The organism is Actinosynnema sp. NPDC053489 (assembly GCF_044544865.1).
Taxonomy (GTDB): Bacteria; Actinomycetota; Actinomycetes; order Mycobacteriales; family Pseudonocardiaceae; genus Actinosynnema.
The window spans coordinates 87177-113819 of the sequence record NZ_JBITXT010000009.1 but is presented as its reverse complement, the minus strand read 5'-3'; the positions used below and the strand labels follow the sequence as shown (position 1 = coordinate 113819).

Below are 26643 nucleotides of genomic sequence, written 5' to 3'. Positions count from 1 at the left end.
TTCGCCGATTAATGGCCGGGAAGGTTCACTGCGGCATCGGAGTACTGGCACGTATTGAGCCGAAGCGTTCAGTTACATAAGGATGGCGTAGCGGACGTGCGGTGCCTAGTGCTGCATCTCGGAACGTTGACCCGCTAATCGGCCCGGTTGGCTGACAGGCCAGGCTGGTCCTCCCATGTCGAGCGGGAGGTGGTTGTGGGTCGTCGTCCGGAGGTGTTCGTCCGGCCGTTGTCGATGGAGGAAGGCCGCAAGCTGGCCCGGATCGGTCGGACCGCGAAGGACCCGGTGCGGTTGCGTCGGGCGATCGTGGTTCTGATGTCCGCCCAGGGGCAGGCGGTCCCGGACATCACGTCGTTGATGCAGGTCAGCGCCGACTATGTGCGTGATGTGATCCACGCGTTCAACGAGCGGGGGTTCGCGGCACTGGACCCAAAATGGAGCGGGGGACGCCCGAGGGTGATCGGTGAGGCGGTCCGGCGGCGGATCTGCCTGATCGCCCGGACGTCCCCCGCCTCCCGGGGCATCACCGCGTTCTCGACCTGGTCGCTGTCCAAGCTGCGCGACCACCTGCTCGACCGCGGCACCGTCGCCGCGATCAGCCGGGAGGCCCTGCGCCGCATCCTGCACGCCGGCGGCGTTGTGCTTGCCGAAATGACGTCCGTGCTGGTCAGGCGGCGTGTTGGTACTCGTTGAGGATGCCGCCCAGTCGTTGCTGTCGGCGGATGTCGAGTCTGGTGATCGCTGCTTGATCGGTGACGGCTGGTGGCAGGGCGCGTAGTGGTCGGGCGTTGTCGATGCCTTGGTGGGGGCGGTGGGTGTTGTAGTACCTCTCGTATTCGCGTAGGGCGTGGAGTACGTGCTGCCGGTTCCAGATGAGGGTGCGGTCGAGGAGTTCGCGTCGGCAGCTGCGGATCCAACGCTCCATGATCGCGTTCATCCGCGGTATCCGGACACCGGTGAGGACGACCTGGATACCGGCGTCGGCGAGGACGGCGTCGAACAGGGCGGGGAACTTTCCATCCCGGTCGCGGATCAGGAACCGCGCGGAACCACCCGCCTCTTCAAGATCCATGACGAGGTTCCTGGCGGCCTGGGTGACCCAGGAGGCGGTCGGGTGCGCGGTGGCGCCGAGGACGCGGATCCGGCGGCTGGCGTGCTCGATCACCGCGAGTACGTAGAGGCGGGTGCCGTTCAGGGTGGTGGTCTCGAAGAAGTCGCAGGCCAGGATCGCGTGTGCTTGGGAGCGGAGGAAGGCCGACCAGGTTGTCGTGATGCGTTCGGGTGCCGGGTCGGTTCCCGCGTCTTTGAGGATCTGCCAGACGGTGGAGGCTGCGACCTTGATGCCGAGGACGAGGAGTTCTCCGTGGATGCGTCGGTAACCCCACGTGGGGTTCTCCCGTGCCAGGCGCAGCACCAGGAGTCGGATCGAGCGGACGGTTCGTGGTCGGCCGGGCCGCTTGGGACGGGATCTCGCCGCGTGGCGGTGGGCGAGAAGGTCGCGGTGCCACCGCAGAATCGTCTCCGGGCGCACCAGCAGCCGGAGTCGACGAAGTGCTTGCGTCGGGAGTCGGTGCAGCAGGGCGGCGAGGAATGCCCGGTCGGCGGGGGAGAACCGTGGGCGAGCGTCTCCGAGTTGGCGTTCCAGGACCATGATCTGATGCCGGAGCGCCAGGATCTCTGTGTCCTTGTCCCGATCGCTCTGGGGCAGCAGGCGTAGCAGCGCGAAGGCGTTGGTCACGCCGAGGTAGGCCAGTCGGAGCAGCACAGCCGCTCATCATGCCGTGCTGGTCGACGTTGCAGCGGATGTCGGCCGTGCCCGTGAACGCTCAACTCCCTTGGACTTCGTACGTTCTCTACCTGCGTGGATGAGGTTATCGGCAGGCACAGCGTTGGCCGATGCTGAGATAGAGAGCGTGGCGAGCCTCTACAGGGCCGTTGACCTGCAAGTTCGCTACACGCACACGGCCCACGAGGCTGATGTGATCATCAAACCCGTGGGCCGTGTGAATAGTGCGCGTGTCCGAGGGGGGACTTGAACCCCCACGCGTGGGATACATCCCCACCGGGGGGTCGAATCCCCGCGCCTCGTCACCACGATGATCTTGTGTGTTGCCCGTCCCCCCTGGGGACGTGTCACACGTAGAACCTAGCACAGACGATCTTCGGTGTCACACTGTCCACAATGGGCAGCGATCTCTCGTCAGTTCTGGTCGGAACTCGACCATCGGCACCCTTGATCTGGCGCTTGGTCTGACCGATTGATCACATAGTCAGAAGGCACCTCGTTGCAGTTCCTCAAATCGACGAACTTGTCTCCGCGTGGTCAGCGAGCTTGGAGGTAGCTTTCCATCCGTTGTGCAAGGTGCAGGGGCCATGGCAGGGAGACCGTCCAGGGGGAGTACGGTTCGGCATTGCGGAGGTCATGGGCTAGTGCTGCCCAGTCTGCGGGTCGATCTCCGTCTTGAAGGCCCGCGACTAGCAGTTCGACGACCTCTGCGTTCCACACTGGTGCGCGAGGATCGGGTTCCGTCGGTACACCATGGCGTGAGACCGTCATGATCTTTGAACGTCCTTTGAGTGCGTCCATATGAGTCGCGGGCTTTCCGCCCGTGCTGGCGAACAGTCGTGGGCCGTGCATCATCCACAGCCCTGACGACTGCCCGATGAGTTCACCCTTGATCCCGTAGCACTCTGGTGTCTCGTCGTTCTCCGAGGTGCGCACACGCACGTGTCGCAATCCCGGCAGCGCGCAGATCGGCGTCGGCCCCGCATCGCCGTCGAATTGCAGCGTGTCGTGTTCGATCCGGTCGTCTCTGATGAACTCCCATGTGCGGCGCAAGTTCTGTGCATGGGTCAGCAGGAGCGTGTCGGGGTTGTTGGAGACAACGTCGTCGATGGTGGTCCTGATGAAGCGGATCGAGTCCTCTCGTGTGATCTTGTGGTCGTACTCGGTCAGTTGCAGACTTGGGTCCAGCAGTGCTGACGCCAGGGGTTGCCAGTTGGTGGTAGGCGTGCGGATGAAGATGCGCCGTCCGTCCGGGGTAGTGCGGATTGCGAGGGGCATGGCGTGTTGTGGATGGTTTGCGGTGCGCGGGCCGGGCCGCATCATCCAGATCCCCACGAGCGCTGGCGGGCGTGTCACCGTGCCGCGGGTCGGGGCGGGCAGAGGGGTGGGCCGTAGTCCGAGTTGTCGCAGCAGGTCGTCGACCGCGTTGGACAAGCGTGCGTGAGTGGCAGGACTGTTCTGGTCCTGCTGTCGGCGCGGGAGCGTGTTCGGCACCGTAGGCGTGGTGACCACATGGCTGAGGCGGTTGGTGCGGAGCAACGCCTGTCGAAGTGCGGAAGCCGGGCTGTCGTTGTCGTAGCTGCCCTTGCCTGTGTCGTCTGCCTCGTCGAGTTCGATGAGGGTAATCGTCGGATGTGCGGTACGGCCGAGTGTCGATGTGATGGCGTCGATCTTGGCATCGATTGTTGCCTGCATCGGACCGTTGTCGGCGTCGGCACCAGCCGAGGTGTGTACCGATGTGATGCGGCGGAGTCCGATCGTGATGTGCGCGGCGGATACCCGGGTTTCGGTTGCGTTGAGCTCGTCCGCGCGAGGGAGTGGCATCCCGAGTCGCTCGGTGAAGCGGTCCAGGGCGTGCTGGGCGGTGACGACGGATTGGGTGACGAGTTCGATGTTGAGGTACGAACCGACCACGTCGGACAGGTTCTCTGGCGCGATGGAGCTTCGCGTCCCTCGACTTAGTCCCTTGTAGATCGTCCGCCTAACCCTGAGCAGGAGCGGGTTCAGCACTAGATCTGGGGCAAGTTCGTTGGCAGCCCAGGAAAGAAGTGCTTCGCGGTCAGTTACCGACAGCCCATCGCGGGCCTTGATCCAGGGGAGCATGCCCCATCGGTAAGGTAGGGCCGCCGCATCTCCGTTCGGTGACAGCCCTTCCATGGGCTTCTCGACTATGTGCCCGGCGTCGGGCAGGGCGCCCAGTTGACCGGCCTCGTTGAGTACAGCGGTCAGTTCGTCGTTCCAGCGTGGGCGCCACGCGTCGCGCCCTCGGCGCCGCGGCTTCGGGCCGTATTCGATCTTCGCCAATCTGAAGTGGTGGTCGTCTGGCGGTAGGCTCGCATTCGGTTCTGATCGGAGGTAGACGGGATAGATCTGGTTGGGGCTGAGCCATCCTCGTACTGGCATCCATCGACGTGTTCCGAAGGCCAGGTGGATCACGGGGTGGCTGTCGAAGGGCCTGGTGTGTAGTGAGATGCGGATCGTCACGGAGAACGGCATCTGACTCTCGACCCCCCTCGGTGGCCAGGACATGAGTTCGGCCCCTTGTGCGGAGGGGACGCGCAGGAACTGCAGATCGCCTGGGGACGGAGCGACATCGGGACGTGTCAACGTGTTGGCCACCATCATCGGCAGAAGCCGGAAGAGCCGGTCGGGAGGGGTGTTCGTATCGATCCTGACTGCGGACCAGGTCAGGTCGGCTGCGCGCACCTGGGCCAGTGCCCGATCGGTGTGCTCCTGGGAGCCGTTCTGCGCGCGGATCCATGCGTCGACCAGTTCGAGGATTCTTGCCGGGGCTACAGGTCGGTAGGCGAACAGCCAGTCGTGTTCGGCTTCGTCGTTGCCGTCGAATCGGTTTGCCGCGACGATGCAGTCGGGTAGCACCGCGGTGATCGCGTCGTTCAACGAGGTGATCGAAAGATGGGTGACACGAGTTCGGCTGGCAACGCGGGCCAGTGACAGCAGGGAGTTTTTCCAAGCTGCCGGGAAGCGCATGGCATAGAGCTCGTGGTCGAGCGCGTGTTCGGGTGCCAACTGCAGGACAGTCACTGCGAGGGTGTTGTAGCCGGATGACGTTGGCGTCGACCACTCATCGGGGTCGTTGCCCGCCACCTGATCGGTCGTCGTCGATGTCGAGGGGGCCATGTCGAAATCCGCGCGTACGGTGGGTTTCTCGGCGGACGCGGTTGAAGGCTCGACCTCCTGGTTCTCGGCCGGCCAGGCGTGTCGGGACTCCGGTTGCCGCTGTCGTTCGACAACGCCAAGTCTGCCCAATAGAGGTGGGTACAGTCCGAAAACCTCATCCTCAAGATCGGCCGCCAGGGCGCCTGGCAGACGCGGACCGGCTCCGCGGCGCCCGGCGATCAGCCAGGCATGCCAATCCAACAGCCATGTAAGCGCATCGGATCTTGTGAACAGAGCGGCTCTCCGCAGTAACGAGCTGAGAATCGCATGCTCCGTGGGCTCCAGTCGGAGGGATGCTCCGGCATCGAACCTCAGATGATCGGAGGCGGCTGTCGAGACATGGGGATCGGCGTCGATCGCCGAACGCAAGCTCGTCCACAAGCACTTCAGATTTACAGTACCTCCTGGCCCGCCCGGAGTAGTCAACAGCAACATGCTGGCGTGACGACGGCTAAGGGAGACTTCGTCCGCGGCTGGCCGAGCATTGCCAGGTATGCCCTGCATTGCCAGCGCCCTGCCGAAGAAGTCCGCAGCGACGCGGGGGACAATCACCAGCAACGCGTCCGCGGTCGGGTGCACGGCTTCGACGGCGAGCGGGAACCAAGGCGACAGGTGCACCGGCAACAGGCTTCGAGCACCGTACAAGAGCCTGTTCAGCAGGGCCGACTCTGCCCTCTGCTGCTCGATGCGTACAGCGTCGGGGATCAGGCGCTGGTTCGCATCCAGCACCTTGATCGCGTTACGTGCCTGTGCGCGGGATTCTCCGGTGAACCGCATCCTGTGCTTGGCCTCGATGCCGTGGTTCCTTCGGTTCATCGGGGCCGAGTCCCGTTCACGGTGCGCACCACGTCACGGCTCCAGGCGCGAAGCTCTCGGAGCATCTGCAGGGCAAGCTCGCCGTGTGTCACCGGTTGCACCACCGCCATCATCCAGAGCGGTACCGCGCACAGTGCCATGATCAGGATGGGAAGGTGGCCGATAGCCACGACGAGAGGGCGGGCCGCCGCAGCGGGCAGGGCCGCAAGGTCGAAAGAAGGCACAACTCTCTCCCGTTTCCGCTGCCCGGCTCAGCGCGGTAGAGATGCTTCGAGTGCCGTCGAACATCGACATGCCTGGTTCGTATGGGTCACAGTTGCTTCAGCCGCCCTGTGTAGAACCCGTTCCGGGTGAGTTCCTGACGACATGGCTACCCACATAGCCACAACCACAGTATCCGACCTGTCAAGCGACAGAGTTTGCCCTGGTCCGGGCAGTGCGGCATTCGTGGGAGTCGACGGAGGCGGATCCGACGGTGATCATCTTGCGTTCGGTCTGCGCCGAGTGAGTGTGTATATAGGCGGCACTGCTGGCCGCAGTACTGCGGAAAGCGTCGGCGGCGCTTAACTATCTATACAGCCTTTGAAGGCTGCTCGGCTGATGATCGCCCCTCGGGTGAACTCGTAACCACCGGCCGCGTACGCCTGACCCCGGCAGCGGGCGTTGACCACGCGGCTGTTGTCAGCACAGGCCCGGATCGCGGCGGCCTTGCCGCGTCCGAACGCCTTGTCCTACTGGCGGGTCATGCCTTCGAGCAGCCGCGCGAGAGCTGCCGCCGTCGCGCCACTGCTCGCTGCGTCCCGGAATTTCATTGGATTTGTCGTTCGTCGGCGGTCTGGCGATCCTGCTCGTGGCCCGATGGGATGGACGGCGGCTTCCGGGGACCGGTGGCGAAGCGGGGTCGACGGGGCTGTCGAGGTGCCGCTCGGGAGGCGTGGACCATGTTCTCGGACAGCTGGCCGCGATCCGGCGCCAGTGCTGGTCGGCGAGTGTAGCCTCGCGCTGCCGGTGGATGGACCGGCCGATCGGCGAAGGCCGTGACCAGGGACGACGGTCCGTAGCGCAGGATCCGGTCCGGTTGTTTCGCGGACTGGGACAGGCCGGCTCGGGCGGTCGGCGGGCTCACCGTCGCCGCACGGCGTGACGACCGCTCTGAACGCGACGGGGCGGGCCACGTGCACCGCTTGGGCGACGACGGTTGGTACGGCGTACGGCCCCGCCGAGGCGAAGTCATGCGCCTACAGGCGTTCGGCGACACCGGTCGGGTTCGCCGTGCTTCATCGGTCGTACAGCGACCAGCCGGTGCGCAGTAGGTGCATAGCCAGCGCGAACCAGTTGGCGAGGTGGGCGGGGTCGGTGCCGGTGACGCCGACCGATAGGCCGGTGTCGGACGGGGGTGCGGAGAACTCGGCGCGCATCGTGGCACCCCACAGAAGCATGTGGGCGTCTGAGGACAGTGTGTTCCACGCCAATCGCATCTCCGCCTGGAGCGCGGGCCTGGCGGGAAAGGCCACAGGGGTGACCTCGGCGATCACGGCGGTGGTGGTGACTTTGGACAGGTCCGGCTGAACGGCGCGCAGCTCGTCGAGCCGGGACTGGATCCATGCTAGATGGTCGTCGAGTGCGTGCCGGCGGTCGGTGTCCAGGCCGAGGTCGTCGGCCCAACCGCTCATGTTCCGGTGGTAGTTGAGCAGTTGGCGGTGGTTCTCCGCGATCAGTCGGTGGCCGCGTCGCCGTCGTGCGGCGGGCTCGTCGCAAGCCGTGATCCAGATAGCCTGCACGGCCCCGACCAGCGCCCCGCGGACCGTGCTGTGCTGAGATACGGAGTAGAGGTTGCCACGCGCCAGGCCATCCTGGATCAGCCGCAGGTGCTCTCCTGCGGAGATGAGGTTGAAGCGGACGATCTCGCTGATCGGGTACAGCGGGAACTCGGCGTCGTCCTCGGCCAGCTCACTGCCCGGCGCGGGCCGTTCGGGCGGATTGCGGTTCTGACGCAGCCGCCACTGCTCCAGCTCCGGCCGGGCGCGCAGGAAGACCGCGGACGCATCGTTCATCCGCTCATCCTCGCCCACCGAGAGCCAGCACGGCGTAGGCGCTGGCAAACCCGTCGGCACGCTCCTCGATCGCCGTGGTGAGCCCGATGGCCACTGTGCCGGGGGTGTGCACCGGCAGGCCGAGGCGCATCGCCCTGTGCATCGACCGGTACTCCAGACGCGCGATCTTCAGGCCCTCCGCAAGGGCCATCGACCGAGGCGGCGCCCCACCTTCTGCCCCCCACCGCTTCGTAGAGCCGCACGTCCGCGATGTGCAGGCCGTTGAGCACGGCCCCGGTGGTGCGGGCGATAGCGACGGGCAGGCGGTAGTCCAACCGGGTCGGGTAACGCCGACTATGCATCGTGGGCTCCTGTGGTCGGTGGGGGTGCAAGGACCGCTCAGCGGCCCGGTGCTCCACCACTGACACCCGGAGTCCGCTCACGAACCGCCGGGGAGGCGGAGCCTGTACGGACACGCGTCGAACATGAAGTGGGACGCTCGGGGCGACGGCCTGTCGAGCGCCCGTTGGTAGATCGTGTCCCCTTGTCACGCTGCCCATGCGGCGGCCGACGGCGACGGTCCACTTTGTAGTCGACGGTCTTGCGTGGTTCCGACGACCGTGCCACTGAAACGGACAGAGAGAGGTACGGCAGGGCCGGGTCAGCGCGCCAGTGAGTCGATCAGGTCGGCGTAGTGCGTGTACCGCTCGTCGACGGCGCTTTTCACACGCACCAAGGTGCCTTCCTCCCTGCGGTAGGGGCGGGTCGGTGCTCCTCGGAACGAGAGCCAGTCGAAGTTGCTGTTCACCCAATTGTCATCGAACACCAAGACGTTGGGCTGCTCGCTGGACAGTTCGACGACGGTGAGGTTGCGGTGGCGACGAGTGAGTGCTTGCAAGCGTTTCACGGCTTCGGCGTCGTGACGCTGGTCGGCGCGTCCTAGGCCGTAGGCGATGTGCGCGGTGAGTCCGGTGCGGCGCAGCATCACCTCCAGCTTGGCGAACATGTCGTCGTTGAGAACTGCTTTGCTTATCAGTGGTGTCGCGAGCAGGAAGCGGGAGCGGGCGCTGTCCAGTGCACTCATCAGCAGATCCCGGTGTTCGAAAACGGGCACACTACGTACGGGCAGGGTGTCCAGATCGGTGCGGGCTGTGACGCTGTCGGCCGAAGGCTTGGTCCTGACGCGGCCTGTGGGCTGATTGTCGTCCGGCGTGGCTGGGTCGGCGCGCCGTTGCAGGCTGCGCACGGTTTCGTGCGACACGCGTTGATCGAGAAGTTCTCCGGGGAGGTCGGGCTCGCCGGTCGGAGGTTCGACGCGGATCTCGAGCCTGCCGCGACCGCCAGCTTCGATCAGCGCTTTGTGGTGGTCCTCGCTGTACAGGTCGTCGACCACGACACCGAGCCGCACATCGTCGAAGTCGGTGGCAGTGAAGACGAGCAGGACTGCCGGCAGGCACAACCGGGGTTGTTGGGTGATGTCCTCGACGGCGAGGACCTCCACCGGCGCCTTGCCGTTGTGGTGCTCGTCGAGCAGGCGGTTGAGCGCGCGGGCGCTGACGTCGTCGGCAGTTACCTCATTGGTACGCCGTGACGGCAGGATGATCCTGCCGTCGTTCGCGGCTTGCGCCCGGGTGATCAGCTCGGATCTCGTGTGCAGAGTCGGTTTCCACAGCAGCCGGTCGAACGCTCGCTGGTGTTCGATTCGGCGCGGTGTCACGACTTGCAGGTCCTGGACGGCCCGCTTGCCCGCGGGTGTGAGTACCACCGTTCGTTCGCCTTGGAGGCCGGGCAGGTAGCTGACGGTTTCGGCCGAGAGTTGACCGGCGACTGCGGCCTGGACGATCTCGGCGTCGATGCCCAGCACTCCGGAAATCTCCTGGATCGTATCGACGCCCTGATCGGACAGGCGCAGCACGAACTCCTCGACCACGGGCAGGTCCTTGCGTTCCTGGGCGATCAGGTCGAGCCTGAGCCAGGAGACGGGGATCGCGGCCTCCACGGCGTGCACCAGTTGGTAGCCGGGATGCAGGTCGCTGTAGCGGCGTGCGGCGATGACGGTGGAGTCAGTCATGCGTGGCGGCTCCGATCCGGCAGGTGTCGGGGTTCTTTCGCATGTAGGTCAACACCTCGTGCAGTGGGCCCGGAGTGGCTTCGCAGAACGGGGCGTCGCCGACGACGATGAGTCCATAGCGGGATCGGGACAGTGCGACGTTGACGCGCCGCCAGTGCCTCGGCCCGAGGAAGCCGAGTTTGCGTTGCTTGTTGCTGCGGACCACGGAGTAGAGCGTGACATCGGCTTCACGGCCTTGGACCGCGTCGACGGTGTTGACCTCGATGTGCATCAGCGGCGTGGACAGGCCAGCCAGTGCCCGGTCGAGTTCCTCCATCTGCTTGCGGTAGGCGGTGAGCACCAGTACCCGAAGGGGCTGCCCCTCGGGAAGACGAACGATCCTCCTGTCGATGGCGCCGCGTAGGGTCGTCAGCGCTGTTTTGACGGCTCCGATCTCGCAGTGGTTGACCCAGCTCTGTCCGACCTGGGTCTCGGAGCGATTCTTGTAGCCGCTGGTGTCGAGCCAGTTGACCGGCTTGTACAGGGTGTCCCATCCCGGGAGTTCCGGTGTGGCCGCGGATAGCAGGCTCTTGTCGTAGAAGCAGGCCGAGACCAGGTCGTTGATGCCCGGGTGCATCCGGTATTGGTGGGTCAGTTGGTGGCGGGCCTGTGTCGGGGCGTGGTCGAGCAGGCGCTGGAACAGGCTTTGCTCGACGTCGGCGCGGTCCAGCTCGTGACGCTGCATGAGGTCGTCGTGTTCGAGTACTTCCTCTTGCATGGGGGGAAGTTGGTTGGGGTCGCCGACCAACACCCACCGCTTCGACCGAGCCAGCGGGACGAGGGTTTCGGTCGCGGTGGCCTTGGACGCCTCGTCCAGGATGCACAGGTCGAATTCCAGGTCCCGAACGGCGGGATGGGACAGGAACCCGATGCAGGTCCCCGCGACGACACGGGCTTGGCGCAACAGCACACCTTCCAGTTCCCTACTGGATTCGATGCGTTGGAACCACTCGGCCTGCAGGGTCAGGATTCCGACCAACTTCTCCAGTTGCCGGTCCCCGCTGATGATCGCGTCGAACGCATCGCGAGCGGTCTGCCGGGTTGAATCCTCCGGCAGGTCCAGGGCGCCGTCCAAGGCAGAGTTGGCGCGCTCCCGCAGCTGCTGAATCCGTTCACCGAGCTCCTGCCGCCGGTCGTTGAGGGCCGCGATCTGAGAGGTGGTTTCTTCCTCGTCGAGGTCCGCAGGAAGGCGATGCGTCGTGCCGGAGGCGGCGCTGTCGATCTCGTTCAGCCGCGCCTGCGTCCTGGCCTGATCGTCGAAGGCAGCGATGAGTTCGAGGATGACCGCCGCGCCGCGGATGTGCGCGAGATCCACGGACGCCCGCAGGGCCAGTTCCTCCAGGTGCGCGTCGGCACGCTTGTGGATTTCACCGACCCAGACCGGCATCTGCCGTTCCAGCAGATGCCGCCGGGCGTCCTCGGCGATGAGTTCTTCTGACCTGCCCAGACGTACCAGCTTGTCCAGACCCGCGCGGGCCAAGCGGACCAAGGCGTTGTCCACAGCGACATGCGTCTGGCTGACCAGGAGGATCCTGGCGGCCGGGTTGCGCGCCAGCTCCTGCCGCACCAGTTCGGTGATGAAGCTTGTCTTGCCGGTACCGGGAGGGCCCTCGAGCAGGAAGAAGTCGGGGCTGTCGAGTGCTCCGGATACCGCCGTCCTCTTATCCTCGTCCAACTGTTCGTTGAACCAGGTCGGCTGGATGGCGACGGTCGGGGTGGTGATGCGGGTCGGGTCGAGCAGCAGCCGGCGTAGTTCCGGCCGGACCGAGATCTGGGAACGAACGCTGATGACCGCGTCCTGCTGGCGGCGCAATGCCGTCGTGCTTGCCCTGGTGTCGAGAACCAGTTCGCCGCGCTGCGGAATCCTCGTGACCTTCTGCGGGTAGGCCAGTGTGATCACGCGGTCATCCTGGGCCACAACAACACCGGAGCCGCCTACCGGTGTCCTTCCGGGGACACGGCAGATCCTTTCTTGGCCGAGGATCTCAGAGTCCGGTGCTTCGACGAGGTGGAAACGTACTCGCCGGTTCGACACTGTGACCGAGGTGTAGCGCAGGACGCCTGAGCGTTCGCGCTCCAAGTCCTCCTTGGCCTCCAGCAGGTCGAGCCACTTGTCGAACAGGAGGTTCTCGTCGCGGAAACGTCGTTCGTCGTCCAGCCGCAGGTGGTGTTCCTTCAGCGCGGCGAGGATGGCGTCCATCGTCGCACGAGCAGCGTCGGGCGGCTGCGGAAGAGAGGTCCACTGCACGTCCTCGGCGACCGGCCAGCCGTGCCGCCGGATGTTGTCGAGGATCGGTTCGTCGGGGGTGTTGATGCGTGTGACCGTGAACGTCGGCTGGTCTTTCAAGACCACTAGGCGCAGCAGCCGATCGCTGCCTGCGAGCTCGTACGTGTCCGGTGACACTTTCCCGGTGCCGGGTTCGAGATAGTGCGCCAGGTGCGCACCGTATGCGAACTCGTTTTTTAGTGCCCGCTCGACCGCCTGGGTGTCGCGATCGAAAGGCGGCTTGGCCAGAAGTCCGGCGAGCTCCGCCTTGACCTGCAATTGAGCGAAGCGCGTCTGCATGTATGCGCGCTGGCGCTTCGACTGGATCTCCCGCAATAGGCTCCGCAGCACGATGGCGTTGGCGGGACGCTCCTCCGGGTCGTAGCTGAGGCACCGCCGCAGCAACGACAGGATTCCCGGCGGCACGTCGATCTCTGCCAGTGCGGTGTGCAGACTGGCATAGTCCTCAAGAGGGCCTTCTGTCAGGCATCGCACCGCCGTTGCCGCGAATCCCCATACATCACGGCTGGCTCTGCCCGCGTCTGTCGAATCAGGAGGTGCGAAAGGAGGAGAGGCGAACGCGGCGACGGTAGCTCCGGGAGTTATCTGGCTACGAATCTTGCTGATCCCGAAGTCGGCAAGCTTCGGTACCAAGTCGGCACCGACCAGGATGTTGTCGGGTTTGACGTCGCGATGAAGGACGTCGCGTTCGTGCGCATAGGCCAACGCATCGACCAGGTGTAGCCCCCACTTATCCGCGAAGTCGTCCCACCCAAAGTCGTCGAGCGGTGGGAGGACATCGAGCAAGCGGTTTTCAAACCAGGGGAATACCAGATAAAAAGTGTCCTCACCTTCGTCTTCCCCATGGTCGATCAGTGAGACGATGTTCGGATGGCTCAGCCTGCCCAATGCCTCCACCTCGCGCTGGAAGAGGATCCGGTGTGTTTCATCGGCATCCCGGCGCGAGATCAACTTCAGTGCGACATGGCCACCGGCATGACCGTCCGTCGCTTTCACCACGATCGACTGCCCGCCCGATCGCTCGCTGTTGGGCGCGACCATGTACCGCTCGGCCACAATGCGCAAATCAAGCCCCCTTGCCGCTTAATCGCAGGTAGCCTACAGGACAACGTCCAGTAGAGCGGAGGTAGCGGGACGGCGAGCTCCGAACGCCAATATCACCCCATGCAAGAGCAAGTCGGTGGGCAATTCACCAACCGCTTGCCGACGGCGTCACCGCCGTGGCGGTGGTCAGCCGAGGTCTTCCAGCCAGAGCACGCGTTCGATGACGACCCGTTGCTGCTGTTCGAGGATGACGTAGATGATCAGGCCGTGGCCGAAGCCGTAGATGAGTTGGCGTAGGGCTCCGTCGGGGTTGGCGCGGTGGTAGGGCTCGCCGTGCCAGGGTTCGTGGGTGAGCAGGGTCATCGCTTCGGCGAACGGGGTGGCGGCTTCGGCGGGCAGTGCGTGGACCTGGTCCCAGACCTCGTCCGGGGATTCGATCGTGTAGGTCACCTACAGGCCGCGTTCGGTTCGCAGTTCGTCCCAGGTGCGCAGTCGCGGCGGGGTCTGGCCGGTGAGGGTCTGGTCGACGCGGGCCAGCATCCGTCGGTGGGCGGCGGGGTCGTGTCGGGTGACGGTGGCGATGCGCCACCAGTGGTCGAGCACGTCGCGGACGGGTTGCAGGCTGGACTGCTCCACGGCCTGGCCCAGGGCGTGGCGGCAGTCGGCGTCGAAGGCGTCGCGTTCCTCGGGCAGCAGCGCCGCGCGGATCGCCTCGGGAGTCCTGGCGATCTCCGGCGACGGCTCGTGTGCGGCGGCTGCGGTCACACCGACACGATAATGCCACCGCCGGCGTTCGGTGCAGTCCACCGGCGAAGGATTGTTCGCCGTAACGCTCGCGATGGACGGCGGGGCGATACCGGGGTTCGCGGGGCAGGCTGTCGAATCGGACATACGGGACACATCGATCGTGTCGGACCACCGTGACGGTATCCACGATCAGCTTGTCCAGGGCGGTTCTGGTGGCATCTGCCCAGCGGCGACGGCTTCGTGCCCGCCTACACGCCGGTAGAGACAGCAGAGCAATTCGGAGGTATGGCCTGCTCCATACGGGTGTTCGTCGGGGTGTCGCTGTCATGGTCGTGGTGGAGTGCGGTCCCAGGGGTGTCGTGTCCCTTGACCGAAGGTGTCGCATCTATGACGACCAGCGCTTCTATGGATGATCCGGGTTTGTTGGGCTGCTGGTTGCTGAGCAGGCAGCGTGAGGGTGAGCGGAGGCGTTCGCAGGACCCGCACGTGCACCTCGGGTTGCGGTTCGCGTTCTACGGGAGGATGTCGACCTCGGAGTACCAGGACCGGCGTTCCTCGCGGTTGTGGCAGCGGGAGGTGTGCGAGCGCTTGGTCGCCGGGCACGGCGTGATCGTGGCGGAGTTCTTCGACGAAGGCGCCTCCCGACGCCGCCGGTGGTCCAACCGGCCTGCCGCGGCCCGGTTGCTGGAGGCGTTGGCCGATCCGGACCGTGGGTTCGACGCGGTCGTGATGGGGGAGTACGAGCGGGCGTTCTGTGGTCGTCAGTTCGACGAGCTGGTGCCGCTGCTGCGCGCTTCCGGGGTGCAGGTGTGGTTGCCCGAGGTCGGTGGCCGGGTCGACCTGGACGACGGCGAGCACCGCCGGTTGATGACGTTCCTGGGGGCGCAGTCGGAGCGGGAGGTGATCCGGGCTCGTAATCGGGCATTGGCGTCGATGAAGGCCCAAGCCGAGCTGGGCCGGTATCTGGGTGGACGTCCGCCCTATGGGTACATGTTGGTCGATGGCGGTCCGCATCCCAGGCGCGCCGACGCCCGTTGGGGGAGGAGGGCGCAGAAGTTGGCGCCGGACCCGCGGACGGCCGTGCATGTGCGGTGGATGTTCGACCGCCGGTTGCAGGGTGTGTCGCTGGCCGGAATCGCCCGCGAGCTCAACGAGCGCGGTGTGCCGTGCCCGTCGGCGGCCGATCCGGGACGCAACCGGCACCGCTCGGGTGAGGCGTGGGGTGTGCAGTCGGTGCGGACGATCCTGGAGAACCCTCGCTACACCGGTCGTCAGGTATGGAACCGGGTGGGGACCGACCGTGACGAGGTCAACCTGCGCACAGGGCGGCCGGGGCAGGCGTCGAACCTGCCGGAGGAGTGGGCAGTCTCGCTGGAGGTCGTGCACGCGCCGTTGGTGGGCGTCCGGGACTTCGTCCAGGTGCAACGGGTGCGTGCCCTGCGGCCGAACGACCAGGGCGATCGGCGTGAGTACCTGCTGACCGGGCTGGTGGTGTGCGGCGTGTGCGGGCGACGTATGGACTCGCACTGGGTACACGGCCGTCCCGGTTACCGGTGTCGTCACGGCTACGGCAGCGCCTACCCGCGTCCGGCCGATGGACCCAAGCCGGTGTACCGGCGCGAGGACCACATCGTCGAGGAGATGGTCGAGTTGGCGGCCTTGCCTGAAAGGCTCCGAACAGGAGCCGGCGGGCTGCCCGTCCACCTGCGTGACGCGGGGCTTGTGGTGGTGTGCGGGCCTGTCGGAGTGGAGGTGCGAAGCTGCATGTCGTAGTGCTCCGGTAGCCGATTGGCCTGGGAGGATGCGGGGATGGATCTGTCCGAGGCGCTGGAGGTCTACGACCGGGTGGCGCTCAACCTGGACAAGCTCGACCGCGTCTGGAATCGGATACAGGACCTTCTGCCTGAGGGGATGTTCCTCGTGGGTGGTGAGGACGAGCAGATCCGGTACGACGAGTTGGCGCGGTTGTGGCGGGAGATTGCGGCCAGCCTGCCGGCCATCGACGGCTGGCGCCTGGAGGCCGACGTCATCGACTACGCGGCGATCGGATAGGCGCGTCTGGACTACCAGGAGATCGACGAGCCCTTGGGCTTGCATGCGTTCGAAACGCCGGGGGTCGAAGCGCAGCGCTACCGGCAGCGCCTGGCCCGTGCGCGCACCAGGGCGTACACCGACAGATGGTCCGTGGACGGGTACGAGGGCCCGCCCACGGACCCGTGAACCTGTCGGGTTCTAGCCGGCGCGCACGGCGACCGGCCTTTGCGGCAGCGCGAGGCTCTGCGGTGGGCGCCCGGCCAGAGTGGCGACCCGGCTCTCGGCCTGACGCACCACGTGCTCTGGGGTCGCTGGCCACAGCGGGAAGATCCACGCGGTGTCCCAGGTAGCGGCCTTGAAGCCCGTCCTCAGGTGTTCACGCAGGCGATCGGCGACGGCGCCGGGTTCGGCACGGCACACGCTGCCGACATAGAGCACCGTGCCGTCGCCACCGATGCCGACGTAGACCGCGCACCGCTCGCCGGTCGGTTCGGCCAGCAGACGGCAGATGTCGTACCGGACCGGCCGGCGTTGCCGCAGCAGGGATTCGCCGACGCCGTCGGCGAATCGGTGGTATAGCTCGGTCTCCGTACCGGGCGTCAGCTTCACTCGTCGTCACCGGCCTCGGCCTCGGTGTCGGTCATGGTCTGGAGGTGCATCTCGCGCTGGAAGTCCAGGCCGTGCAGGATCCTCTGGATGTTGGCCAGGTGGCTGTTGACGTCGTGGTCCCGGAATCCCAACGTCGCGGCGAAGGTCTGGCCGTTGGAGGTCTTCACCGCCAGCAGGGCGTTGGTGGCCCGGTGCATCTCGGCGGCGGCGACCTGCACGGCGTACTGCGCGTCGACCCAGTCGTCCTCCGGCGTCCGGTGATCGCCGGCAGAGTCGTGATCGGCCCCGGTCCCGTCGGTGGTGCCATGCCCGTCCGCGGGTTCGCCATTGCCGTCGCCGCGTGGACGGGGGGTCGTGGCGACCGAGTTGCGCAACGCCGACTCGTCCAGATCAGCCGCGTCGGGCCTGTGGACGTCGGTCGGCCTGGTGCCGCGCGGCAGCACGGTCAGCACGCGCCCGGCGCGCCCGTCGTAGACGACCTGGGCAAGCTGCTTGAGTCCGTCGGCGTCCTGCATCATCGCCCGCAGCAAGGTATTGGGCTCGCGGTTGTCCTTCGGGCCGGGGCGCGTCACGGACCGCTTCGTCCCGAACCCTGACCGCGCGAGCGGATGCGGGGCCGCCGTCACCAGGTACCAAGAGGCGAGGGCGCCCAGCTCGGTGATCGACGGCGCGGTCTTGGCGAGTCCGCGACGCAGACGTCCGAGTTCGACCAGCGCCTCGTCGAGGATCTCCCCGACCGGGCGGCGCGTGACCTTCCAGTTGGTGTCGGTGAACGCGCCGATCTGCCATGCGCGGGCGAGCGCGGCACGCTGCGCGACGGTCGTCGTGACGCCGGGAGCAGCACGCAACCCGATCTCCGCCGCAATCTGCTGACAATCCGCCGCCGAGGGCAGCTGCCCGGTGAGGTCGCGGATCGCCAGCCGAACGTCGCGTTCCGCGGCCGCGGTACGGGGCCTCATCGTGCGCAACGCGAGCGCAGCGAGCTCATCGGCCTTCAGTTTCGGGGGACCTCCGCGCGGGATCGGGGTCGTGGCGTCGCCGAGCAACGCGTACTCGACCTGATCACTACTCAACCGGGTGACCACAGGCAACCGCCCGGCACCGGAGAGCGCCTCCACCGCGGCACGCGCCTTGGCCCCGAACATCGCCGCAGGGGTAAACTCCAACGGCGGCGACAGGTGCAGCCGTCCCACCAGGCGACGCCGCGCCTGGTCGAAGGGCACATGCCCGGGCCCGGCGAACCCAATGATCACCATCGCCTTCTGCAACACGAGGCTGCGCAGGCGCGCCCTGGATGTAGCCTTCGTGGCGGCCACGTCCTGCTCGTCCTCGGGGTCGGCCTGCGCGGTACGCCCTGCGGTCAGGAGGTTATTGATCAGGTTGACCCGCTCCGACGGCCTGGTGTTGTAGGTGATCAGCGCGTCCATGAGCTTGACGCCCAACGTGCTGTGGGTTTGCGCCACGCGGCAGAAGCCGTCCACCGGTTCGAGCACCGTCACCGGGTCGCCATCGCGGAAGGACACGCGCGCGAATGCGAGCATCACCGGTTCCTCCACGCCGCGCAGAGGGATCGTCTTGACTCTCTCGTTGATGGCCAAGGCATCGGCAACCAACGGAGAGACGACGTCCACGACGTGGGCCGGGTTGTCTGCGGTCAACGTCAGCGCCGCCGCACCGTCGGCGGAACCGAAGCGCGGCAACAACTTCTGGTCCGGGTGGGCGTTCCAGTGGCCCCGTGCACCCTCGAAACGGATGTTCTCCAGGCTCGGCACGACCGCCGGCGCCCACACGTCGAGCGTGACGTAGGTGATCGTGCAGCCATCGAGGTGGCGCTGCTTGGGGCTCGCGAACTCTGCACGCAACTTCGCCGGGTCCACCGCGGCTTCGGCCAGTGCCAGTGCCAGGTCGTCGTCGAGCCCCAACTTCACGCCGCGCTCGTACGCCTTGACCACGGCGTCGCGCGGGGCGGGCTTGGTGATCCAGTCGAACTGGGAGATGGGCAGGCCATCCTCGACGAGGTCATCGGGCTGCGCGGTGATGGTGGTGTCCACCGGAGGAGTCCCTTCCAGGTGTCCGGACAACGCGTCCGGCGGCATCACCGATCTGGCGATGCCGTGTCACGGTGGTCCCGTGACACCTGGGCTCGGGAACGAGCGGGTGCTGCGGCGACCTCCGTAGCCCGTACGGCCCCGGTGGGCCTTGTAAGGCGGGAGCAATCGCCAGCGCGGTTCACTTCGAGGGGGATCCAAGAGGGGCTCCGGCACGTGGAGTCGTCGGAAGCGGTCCTTCTGGCGTGCCCCGCCCGTGCTCTCCTACGAGGGCACAGTCGTGGTCCACCGCTAAGGCGGTCGTCGACCAGTGAGGCTAGAGCACCGCGGCACTCAAGCGCCAGAGGGTAGGAGGACCTGACACTTTCAACGGTGCGGGATGCCTGGTCATCGACCACGCGGCCGCACGGCACGCTCGATACCCCTGGTCGTGGCTGTCGCGACCCACGTCCGGTTTCCCGGATGACGAGCCCGGGGTCGCTCAGCGCGCGAAGAACGCGTTCTCGGATCCGTGCCGGGTACCGCTTCCTGGCGCGAGATCGTGAACGGCCAGCGCGACTGGTGGTTTTGGAAGGACGGACGACGTCGCACCGCGACTCTCGCCCTCTTCTGAAGCCTCCTCATGCGCGGGGCGCAGGTGCCGACCTGTCGGGACGCCGCCGGCCCGACTTCTGGACGAGATCACGAGCCGTCCGGGTGAGTCGCCGTCACCTCAACCCGCCTCGATCGCCATCCGCGTGAAGGTCGGTGTCCGTGCCGCCGTGGTCGTTCACGCCGTCACCGATACTGACCTTTTCGGTTCAGGGGGACGTCATGGTGGCGTGGTGATCAGTCCGGTTTGTGCGATGAAGCCGTTGAGCAGGTCGGGGCGGTATTGCAGGCGTTTGAGGCGGGTGCGGACCGCCGCGGCCAGGGTGTCGATGTCGCAGGGGGCGAGGTTGGCCAGGCTGCGTTTGAGGTGCGCCCACACGCCCTCGGTCGGGTTGAACTCGGGGGCGTAGGGCGGCAGCCGGAACACCGTCAGCCACGTCCGCTCGTCGATCAACCCGCTCATCAGGGCGTCGACGTGATGGGTGTAGTTGTCCCACACGAGCACGATGTTCCCGCCGAGCTGCCGGTGGGCGGCGTCGAGCAGGGCGGCGAAGTCGGGTTCGCGGAAGCCCTTCGGCTCGCCTTTGCGGCCGCGGTGGACCATCATCCGGTAGATCAGCCGGGTGCGGTGGCCCGGTTTGCAGCACACCAGGCCCGCCAGGGACAGGCGCGCCTTGCCGGCGGTGCGCACGCGCAGCACCGGCGTCCGACCGCGGCGGGACCAGGTGCCCGAGGTGGGCGCAGCAGCTGCCCGGACTCGTCGGCGAAGCACAGCCACGCGTCCCGGGCCGTTACTCTTTTCCCACCTGTGGCCAGGTCTTTCTCACCCAGGTGGCCACCCGGTGCTCGTCGCGTTCCGCCGACCGGTGGGTCGGCAGCTGTGGGGTGAATCCCATCTGCCGCAGGACGCGCCAGGTCTGAGCGGGGCTGAAGCGGACGTGGAAGCGCCGGGCGATCACCAGCGCGACCCGGGCCAGGGTCCAGCCCTGCTCCTCGTCCCAGCCGTGCGCCGCTGGCCCTTTGTCCAGCTCGGCGGCCGGCCAGTCCCGCCACTGCGGGCGCATCCGCGACCGCCGCCCGCACGGCCCTTCCGAGCACAGCGCCTCCACTCCGCCGGCCCGCCAGCGGGCGTGCCAGGCGTAGGCGGACTTGCGCGAGACCCGTAACAGCCGCGCGACCTGCGGCGGGCCGCCGTCCTGGGCGAACAGCTCGGCGGCCTCGAACCGGACCTGCTCCCGCCAGGCACACTGTTTCGCGGTCAGATCACCACCATCGGGATGGCGCATGTCACCGACATACACCCACCGGCAAGACCCACCATCACCCCGAAACGAAAAGATCAGTAACGACCGCCCCAGGTATCGGGGAGCCTGACGACAGGGTGACGGCCGAGCAAATTCCGACAGCATGGGGCAACCACGCGCGTATTCAGCGGCAACAGCAGTTGGCGTCTCTAGCCGTAGAATTCGAGAGCGAGGTCGGGCGCCAGCAGTGCCAGCGTGCGCGCCGATGATCGCCATGGGCTGGACAGCAGGGCGGTGCGGAGTACGGCGTTGGCGCGGTTGTGGTCGCCGTGCCCGGCCAGGACTTCGGCGACGACTGCGAGAGCCCGACCGCGGTAGTCGGGGTCGGCGATCGCGTGTGCGATGTCCAGGGCGTCGTGGGTACGGCTGGCGTAGGCGGTCAACTCGACGACGTCGACCAGCGCCCAGCTGGAGGAATCGAGCAGGCCGGTGTCGTGTATCAATTCGATCGCGCCGTTGTAGTTGCCTCTGTGGGCCATGTGCCAGACGATCCAGCCGAAGGCATACGGTCGGCTGATCGGTTCGTTGATGGAGTGTGCGGTGCTGATCGCCCGGTCGTAGTCACCGATATCGGCCAGTGTGGAGGCCACTTCCGTCAACGCCATGGCTCGCTGGAGGAAGTCGGCCTGGGTTCGTGCGCTGGTGACCGCCCGGTCGTACCGTCCGGCTCTGGCCAGCGCCGCAGTCACCCGGATCGTCACCCGATTGCGTCGTTCGGGCTCCGGGAGTGCTTCGGCTGTGTCCAGTGCCTGATCGAACAGGGACGACGCTTGCTCGTGGCAGCCGGTCATGTCCGCGACGCGGGCAAGGCCGAGCAGTACGTCGCACCGCTGTTCGGGTTCGATGTCCGGGACGATCGTCGTCCTGATCCGGTCGGTCAACGCCGTCGCGTGGTCGTGCTTGCCTCCGGCGGTCCAGGCTCTGGCGACGATGGTCGATGCCTGCGCCCGCACGAACGGGTCGGAGATCGAGGCGGCCGTGTGTGCGGCGCGGTCGCAGTGCCCGGCACGGGCCAAGCCGTCGGTGACGCGGTGCAGAGCGCGGTCGAAGTGGTCGCTTTCGGCCAGCGACCGGGCCATGGTCAGCGCCCGATCGTGCTGACCGGCCGTCCCCAGAAGGTGGACTAGGGCAAGCGCATGAGCGTGCGGGGCGGGAGCGGCGTGGTCACGGGCCACTCCGGTCGCCCGGTCGTAATTCCCGGCTCGTGCCAACGCGGTGATCACCGCGTTCCACGCATCGACTTTCAGTTCGTGATCGCAGATGGAGCCGGCCAGGACGATCGCCTGGTCGATGCGGCCGGTGTCGGCCAGCCCGCCCACCGTGGCCACGCGTGCCCGGTCGTCGCGAGGGATGTCGGTGACAGAACGCGCGCCAGCGATCGCCCTGCCCAGCAGAGCGGTCGCCTGCTCGTGGCGCCCGGTCTTGCCCAGTGTGTCGGCGATGAGCACCAGCGCCTCACAACGCTGTTCGGGTCCGGGCACGGATTCGGCCAGTTCGGCGGCGCGGTCAAAGTGTCCTGTCTCGGCGAGTACGTCGGCGACGGCGGCCAGCGCGCCGCCGCGCCGGCGGGTGTCGGTGATCGAGTGTGCGAGGTCGAGCGCGCGATCATGGTTACCGGCTCGGGCCAGGCCGCGAGCGGCCTCGACGAGGGCGTAGGGCTCGGCGGCGACATAACCGGGCACCGAGCGCACCAGGTCAACGGCCTGCTCGTACATGCCGGCTCGCGCGAGCTCGTCGGCGATTCCCGTCAGGGCCGTGCGCCGCTTCCGGGGGTCGGTGATGAGGTGTGCGGATTCGATCGCGCTCCGCACCGGCACCGCCGCCCGGTCGTGATGCCCCTTTGTGGCTGCCGCTGTCCCGAGACAGATAAGCACCCGGCTGCGCTGGCCCGGATCGGTGAGGCCGGATGCGACGTCAACACCACGGTCGTACAGGCCGGCGGCGGCCAGTGCGCGGGCCACGGCCTGCCAGATCAGGTCCCGTTTGCCGGGATCGACGACGGCCGGTACGGCCGTGATCGCACGGTCGAACAGTCCGTCGGTCCGGTTGCGGTCCTCGAGCCCGGTGCAGGTTGCGGCCACCTCGAGGAGTGCGTGTACGTGCCGGCCGGGGTCGGTGATGGTGGCGGCTATGCTTTCCGCGTTGTCGCGCAGCGCGGCCGCCTCGTCCGGGCGGCCGGTGGTGATCAGGGCGTCGGCGACGGTCGTCAGCGCCGCGGTGCGCACGGCCGGATCGCTGATCAGCAGCGCCGTGCGGACCGCCTGATCGTGGTCGCCGGCCTTGCACGACACGTCGAGCACATGACAGAGGACGCCTTTGCGCAGTGTGTCCTTGGTGATGCGGCCCGCGTAGTCGACCGCCCGGTCGTGGTGTCCGCTCTCGGCGGCTGTCCGGGCCACCGACATCCACGCCCAGTCCCGTGACTCGGTGTCGGCGATGGACGCGGTGGTGTCGACCGCCAGGTCGAGGTGTCCGGTTTCCGCCAGCGCCGTGACGATGTGCCGCAGCGCCCGGTCGCGGCCGCGGTCCGGCAGCGACTCGGCCATCGTCAGGGCGCGTCGATGGTGTCCGAGGCGTGCCCACACCGCGGGTGCCTCGGTGGGCACGTAGGTGTTGCGGTCGACGAGGTGATCGCGGTGCACGGCCAGCCGGGTGATCGGCTGTAGTGCGGCGGTGCCAGCACGGGTATGGGCGTGCAGGGTGGCGGTGATCTGTCCGAGGGCGGTGTGGTCGCCGCCGGTGAGCGCCAGCAGGCGGTCGTGACGGCGTCCGTCGGTGCACAGGGCGGTGGCGCGCTCAAGGTCCCCGGTGTCGAGCAGCATGGTGTGGTAGCCGCGCAGCAGGTACTCCGGGGTGTCGTCGGGCCACCCCCGATCCCGGTGGTACTCAGCCCAGGTGTGCAGACGGGCGCGGTGAGCGGCCAGCTGTGTCAGGCCGAGCATGTCGACGGCGGTGGTCTGGAGCTGTTCGTGGGCCAGCAGGTACACCTCGGGCGCGGTGCCGGGGGAGAGGTGGCTGTCGCGACGGGTGAAACTGCGTCCGGACACCGTCTGCAGCTGCCGCCGCACCCGCCAGGGCCGCCGGTCGGTCAGGTCGGCCAGGTCCTGCGCGGTCAGGCCGCCGCCGGACGCGGTCAGCAGTCCCAGCAGGTCCTGCTCGTCCCCGGTGCCCTCGAGCAGGCGCAGCAGCTCGGCCTCCATCTGACCTTGCAGCACCGCCGCCCGGGGCGAGACCTCTAGTACGCGCACGATGCGCGGGTCGCGCAGCGGGTGGTCGGGTGGCACGTCGTCGGGGACCGGCGGGTCCGGCCTCCCGGCCACCACCACCCGCAGCCCCTCGGGCGGCCGGGAGGGCAACAGCGCGGCGATGGTGTGCACCTCCGCCCCGCCGGTCCGACCGCGGTCCTCGTCGAGCCCGTCCACCACCAGCACCAGCCGCTCGCCGCGTCCGCGGCACACACGGGCGGCCTGGTCCAACAGCCCCAACAGGTGCGCCTCCCGCGTCGCGGGCGTCAACAACGCCGGCACATCCTCGTCGAGCAGCACCAGCAGCTGCTCCAGCACGTTGTCGATGAACGCGGTCCGATCCGACTGGCCCGCCAAACGAGCGGTGACGAAAAACGACACCACCCGCACCCCCGGCGGCGGGTGCAGCACGAACCACGACAGCAACGCCGACTTGCCCGCCCACGCCCCCGCACGCCACCACCGGTAGCTCCCGGCCGTGGACGGGTCGGTGCAGAACGCGTCCAGCTCGGCCAGCTCCGCCTCGCGCCCGACCAACTCCACAGGCGCGATGCGCTCCACCTGGAACCGGTAGCGGGTCCGCACCGACACACCGGTCCGCAGATTCACGTCACCGACATGCACCCGGGCGTCCCGACCAGCCTGCACCACCGTACCGGCGCCCGACACCGTGCCGGACTGCCCCACCACCTCGACGAGGCCCTCTCCGGCCGACACGCCAATCCGATCGACCGGAACTTCGGCGGCCCGACCTGCAGCGAGCGATAACTCCTGGTCCACGGGACGATCCTGCACCATCACGCCCGCCCCGCACCGCCGCGATGTACGCTACGGAAGCGGACAACTCTCCCGTACCTCGTGTCTCGTCACGACCCTGACGAACCGGCCTATGCCCTGCCAGGGCACCATGAAGGCCGGTCGCGTGTCACCGACAAAGCCAGAGCCCGGTGTTGCGGTGAATGGCGCCCGATGAGGCGGACTGGGAGGCGATACCGAGGCCACCGCGGTCAAGGCCGCAATCGTCTCCGCAGGCACCTCGGCACCTGCGGAGGGACGGCGCCGCAGCCTACAACCGAGACCGCCGGAAACGTCGCGTCGTCAACTGGATGGGTGGCGTGGGTAACGCCGAGCCTTACCGGAGTGATCAAGTAGAGAGTCGGTAGGAAGGAGTAGCTGATGTCTGAAGGCGACGGTGCCAGCGAGATGCTGGATGAGGTGCGGGCGAAGCTGAACCGCGTCATGCGCGGGTTCGGTCCCGCCGAGTCCAGCGCGCCTGGGTTCGCCCGGTCCAGTGCTACGCCCTCGTGGAGCTTTTCCGTCAGCCGCGAATCTTTGCCCTTGAGCCCTGTGGTCAAGCTGATCTACATCTTCCTCGGGTGTTACGGCCTGGGCCGTTCGGAGAAGCTGGATTGGGAGTTTGTCTTCCAAGTCGAGGGGACGACCTGCTCCATCGCATCGGAAAAGTTCGGGCTCCGCGTCTACGTCGACCGCAACAGCGTCGCCGAGGAGGTGGAGGCGAAGAGACTGTTCCAGCGCATCCTGGAGGCCACGGTCAAGGGCCAAAAGGTGGTCGAGAAGGAGGTGTTGGAGCCGATTGGCAAGGAGCAGGTCAGTGCGGGAGACGTCGTGATCGGCAACCAGTACCACCGGTTGCGTGAGGCCTACCGTTACTTCCGCGATGGCGCGGAGATCGCCTTCCGGGGCGACGGGCGTGTGGAGGTGCAGACGGACGCGGATGACGCCTCCAACATCCTTATCGAGGCTCTCGCGGCCTGGCGTCGCCAGGCCAATGCTGACGCGGAGGGCTGGTGGAACACGTTCGCCATGATCATGGCGTACTTCAGCCTGCTCGAGCACACCCTCGTCGGGTGTCTGGCGTTCGCCGACTTCGACCCCGAAGAAGAGACCGTCACCGATTTCATCGGCCTTAACTGGGGCGACAAGTTCAAGCGTCTCTTCGACCTGAACGCCGATCTGGTCGCCCAAAAGAAGTACGAGGCGTTGCGGGACCTCGCCGAGACCTACCGCAACACCTACGGCCACGGTGGGTTCGACAAGCGCGGCGCGACCGTGCACTTCCACGTCCCAGGGATTGGTGTCATCCCCGCGACGCTGAGCAAGATCAGCAAGACCCCGCACTTCGGCCTCGTGCCCGCCGTCGTCGAGGACTACAACAGGATCTGCGCGGTCCTCGACGACTTCGACTCCTGGATCGCCGCGGGTACCTACCGCAACGCCATCACGTGGATCGAACACGGCATGGACTATGCCTTCGACGCCCAGACCCGTGCCGAAGTCGCAGCGAACGCGCACGACTTTGACTCCTACCTGGAGGCGATGAGCGACCGCCGGGATCGCGCTATGAACATGGACTGGTGATCGTCCGGCTTGCCTGCGGCAGCGGCAGCATTTTCCATCACCGGGACGGGCGCAGAGGTAACGATGTCCCGTCCTGCCTGGTAGACCGACGAACCACTAGTGGCCGTACCGGACTGGAACATCACACACAAACCGCCATCACCGCCGGAACCTGCCACCACCCACTCCCACTCCACGAATCGACTGGCCATCGCCGCAACCGGAACCTCCACCTGGCACAACTGCGGACAACACCGATTCAAGACCAGACAAACGTCCGCTCATGCTGCAAAGCGGGCATTCGATCTTGCGGCTGGTGGCGACGTTTCGCAGACGGGGCGCTCATCGGCCCAGCTGGTGGGTCGGTCGAGCCGGGGCCTGCCATGTCGCCTGGGAAGCCACCTTGGGATGATCTTGCTTCCCTGTGGTGGTGTGGAGGGCGGTTGTTGTG

At 67.0% G+C, this 26643-nt stretch carries 17 protein-coding genes; 4 read left to right on the top strand and 13 right to left on the bottom strand.

The window, feature by feature from the left end:
• Positions 1-234 precede the first annotated feature (234 nt).
• The gene (locus ACIGNX_RS22070; RefSeq protein ID WP_396542654.1) at positions 235-693 is read left to right on the top strand and encodes a transposase; all 459 of its coding nucleotides are present in this window, start codon (positions 235-237) and stop codon (positions 691-693) included.
• Here the strand turns inward: ACIGNX_RS22070 and ACIGNX_RS22065 are convergent.
• The 8 genes from ACIGNX_RS22065 to ACIGNX_RS22030 form a co-directional block, all read right to left on the bottom strand.
• On the bottom strand, positions 668-1765 hold the full coding sequence (locus ACIGNX_RS22065; protein WP_396542546.1) for an integrase core domain-containing protein: 1098 nt from the start codon (positions 1763-1765) through the stop codon (positions 668-670). The genes ACIGNX_RS22070 and ACIGNX_RS22065 overlap by 26 nt on opposite strands.
• A 558-nt stretch (positions 1766-2323) precedes the next feature.
• Positions 2324-5782, bottom strand: coding sequence for a pPIWI_RE module domain-containing protein (locus tag ACIGNX_RS22060; protein WP_396542545.1), 3459 nt, complete (start codon positions 5780-5782; stop codon positions 2324-2326).
• Between the two features lie 1277 nt (positions 5783-7059).
• Complete coding sequence (locus ACIGNX_RS22055; protein WP_396542544.1) at positions 7060-7836, bottom strand: hypothetical protein; 777 nt, start codon at positions 7834-7836, stop codon at positions 7060-7062.
• A 4-nt stretch (positions 7837-7840) separates the two neighbouring features.
• Positions 7841-8026 carry a hypothetical protein gene (locus ACIGNX_RS22050; protein ID WP_396542543.1) on the bottom strand — a complete coding sequence of 62 codons (186 nt, stop codon included), beginning with the start codon at positions 8024-8026 and terminating at the stop codon, positions 7841-7843.
• 450 nt (positions 8027-8476) lie between these two features.
• Positions 8477-9886 carry a hypothetical protein gene (locus ACIGNX_RS22045; protein ID WP_396542542.1) on the bottom strand — a complete coding sequence of 470 codons (1410 nt, stop codon included), beginning with the start codon at positions 9884-9886 and terminating at the stop codon, positions 8477-8479.
• Complete coding sequence (locus ACIGNX_RS22040; RefSeq protein WP_396542653.1) at positions 9879-13268, bottom strand: AAA domain-containing protein; 3390 nt, start codon at positions 13266-13268, stop codon at positions 9879-9881. Before ACIGNX_RS22040 ends, ACIGNX_RS22045 begins: the two co-directional genes overlap by 8 nt.
• 174 nt (positions 13269-13442) lie before the next feature.
• The gene (locus ACIGNX_RS22035; RefSeq protein ID WP_396542541.1) at positions 13443-13706 is read right to left on the bottom strand and encodes a hypothetical protein; all 264 of its coding nucleotides are present in this window, start codon (positions 13704-13706) and stop codon (positions 13443-13445) included.
• Positions 13707-14021, bottom strand: coding sequence for a DUF6247 family protein (locus ACIGNX_RS22030; protein WP_396542540.1), 315 nt, complete (start codon positions 14019-14021; stop codon positions 13707-13709). It lies immediately after the preceding gene.
• A gap of 369 nt (positions 14022-14390) precedes the next feature.
• On the opposite strand from ACIGNX_RS22030, the gene ACIGNX_RS22025 reads away from it, so the two are divergent.
• A complete protein-coding gene (locus ACIGNX_RS22025; protein ID WP_396542539.1) occupies positions 14391-15776 on the top strand; it encodes a recombinase family protein in 1386 nt (461 codons plus the stop codon).
• Between the two features lie 36 nt (positions 15777-15812).
• The gene (locus tag ACIGNX_RS22020) at positions 15813-16055 is read left to right on the top strand and encodes a hypothetical protein (protein WP_396542538.1); all 243 of its coding nucleotides are present in this window, start codon (positions 15813-15815) and stop codon (positions 16053-16055) included.
• Positions 16056-16235: 180 nt separating this feature from the next.
• Here the strand turns inward: ACIGNX_RS22020 and ACIGNX_RS22015 are convergent, their stop codons facing one another.
• The 5 genes from ACIGNX_RS22015 to ACIGNX_RS21995 all read right to left on the bottom strand — a co-directional run bounded on the left by ACIGNX_RS22015 (position 16236) and on the right by ACIGNX_RS21995 (position 24614).
• Positions 16236-16646: a hypothetical protein gene (locus tag ACIGNX_RS22015; protein ID WP_396542537.1), complete on the bottom strand. Its 411-nt coding sequence runs from the start codon at positions 16644-16646 to the stop codon at positions 16236-16238.
• On the bottom strand, positions 16643-18697 hold the full coding sequence (locus ACIGNX_RS22010; protein WP_396542536.1) for a hypothetical protein: 2055 nt from the start codon (positions 18695-18697) through the stop codon (positions 16643-16645). Before ACIGNX_RS22010 ends, ACIGNX_RS22015 begins: the two co-directional genes overlap by 4 nt.
• An 808-nt stretch (positions 18698-19505) precedes the next feature.
• The gene (locus ACIGNX_RS22005) at positions 19506-20057 is read right to left on the bottom strand and encodes a transposase (RefSeq protein WP_396542652.1); all 552 of its coding nucleotides are present in this window, start codon (positions 20055-20057) and stop codon (positions 19506-19508) included.
• A 19-nt stretch (positions 20058-20076) separates the two neighbouring features.
• Entirely contained in the window at positions 20077-20571 is a 495-nt protein-coding gene (locus ACIGNX_RS22000; protein ID WP_396542535.1) for a winged helix-turn-helix domain-containing protein, read from the bottom strand.
• A 167-nt stretch (positions 20572-20738) separates the two neighbouring features.
• Complete coding sequence (locus ACIGNX_RS21995) at positions 20739-24614, bottom strand: hypothetical protein (protein WP_396542534.1); 3876 nt, start codon at positions 24612-24614, stop codon at positions 20739-20741.
• Between the two features lie 396 nt (positions 24615-25010).
• Between ACIGNX_RS21995 and ACIGNX_RS21990 the strand changes: the two genes are divergently transcribed.
• Entirely contained in the window at positions 25011-26213 is a 1203-nt protein-coding gene (locus tag ACIGNX_RS21990) for a hypothetical protein (RefSeq protein WP_396542533.1), read from the top strand.
• The last annotated feature ends 430 nt before the right edge of the window (positions 26214-26643 follow it).

Coding starts and splice junctions, on each gene's coding strand:
- ACIGNX_RS22070 (WP_396542654.1), top strand. CDS start 235: ATGGAGGAAGGCCGCAAGCTGGCCCGGATCGGTCGGACCGCGAAGGAC.
- ACIGNX_RS22060 (WP_396542545.1), bottom strand. CDS start 5,782: ATGAACCGAAGGAACCACGGCATCGAGGCCAAGCACAGGATGCGGTTC.
- ACIGNX_RS22055 (WP_396542544.1), bottom strand. CDS start 7,836: ATGAACGATGCGTCCGCGGTCTTCCTGCGCGCCCGGCCGGAGCTGGAG.
- ACIGNX_RS22050 (WP_396542543.1), bottom strand. CDS start 8,026: ATGGCCCTTGCGGAGGGCCTGAAGATCGCGCGTCTGGAGTACCGGTCG.
- ACIGNX_RS22045 (WP_396542542.1), bottom strand. CDS start 9,886: ATGACTGACTCCACCGTCATCGCCGCACGCCGCTACAGCGACCTGCAT.
- ACIGNX_RS22025 (WP_396542539.1), top strand. CDS start 14,391: ATGACGACCAGCGCTTCTATGGATGATCCGGGTTTGTTGGGCTGCTGG.
- ACIGNX_RS22020 (WP_396542538.1), top strand. CDS start 15,813: ATGGATCTGTCCGAGGCGCTGGAGGTCTACGACCGGGTGGCGCTCAAC.
- ACIGNX_RS22000 (WP_396542535.1), bottom strand. CDS start 20,571: ATGCGCCATCCCGATGGTGGTGATCTGACCGCGAAACAGTGTGCCTGG.
- ACIGNX_RS21990 (WP_396542533.1), top strand. CDS start 25,011: ATGTCTGAAGGCGACGGTGCCAGCGAGATGCTGGATGAGGTGCGGGCG.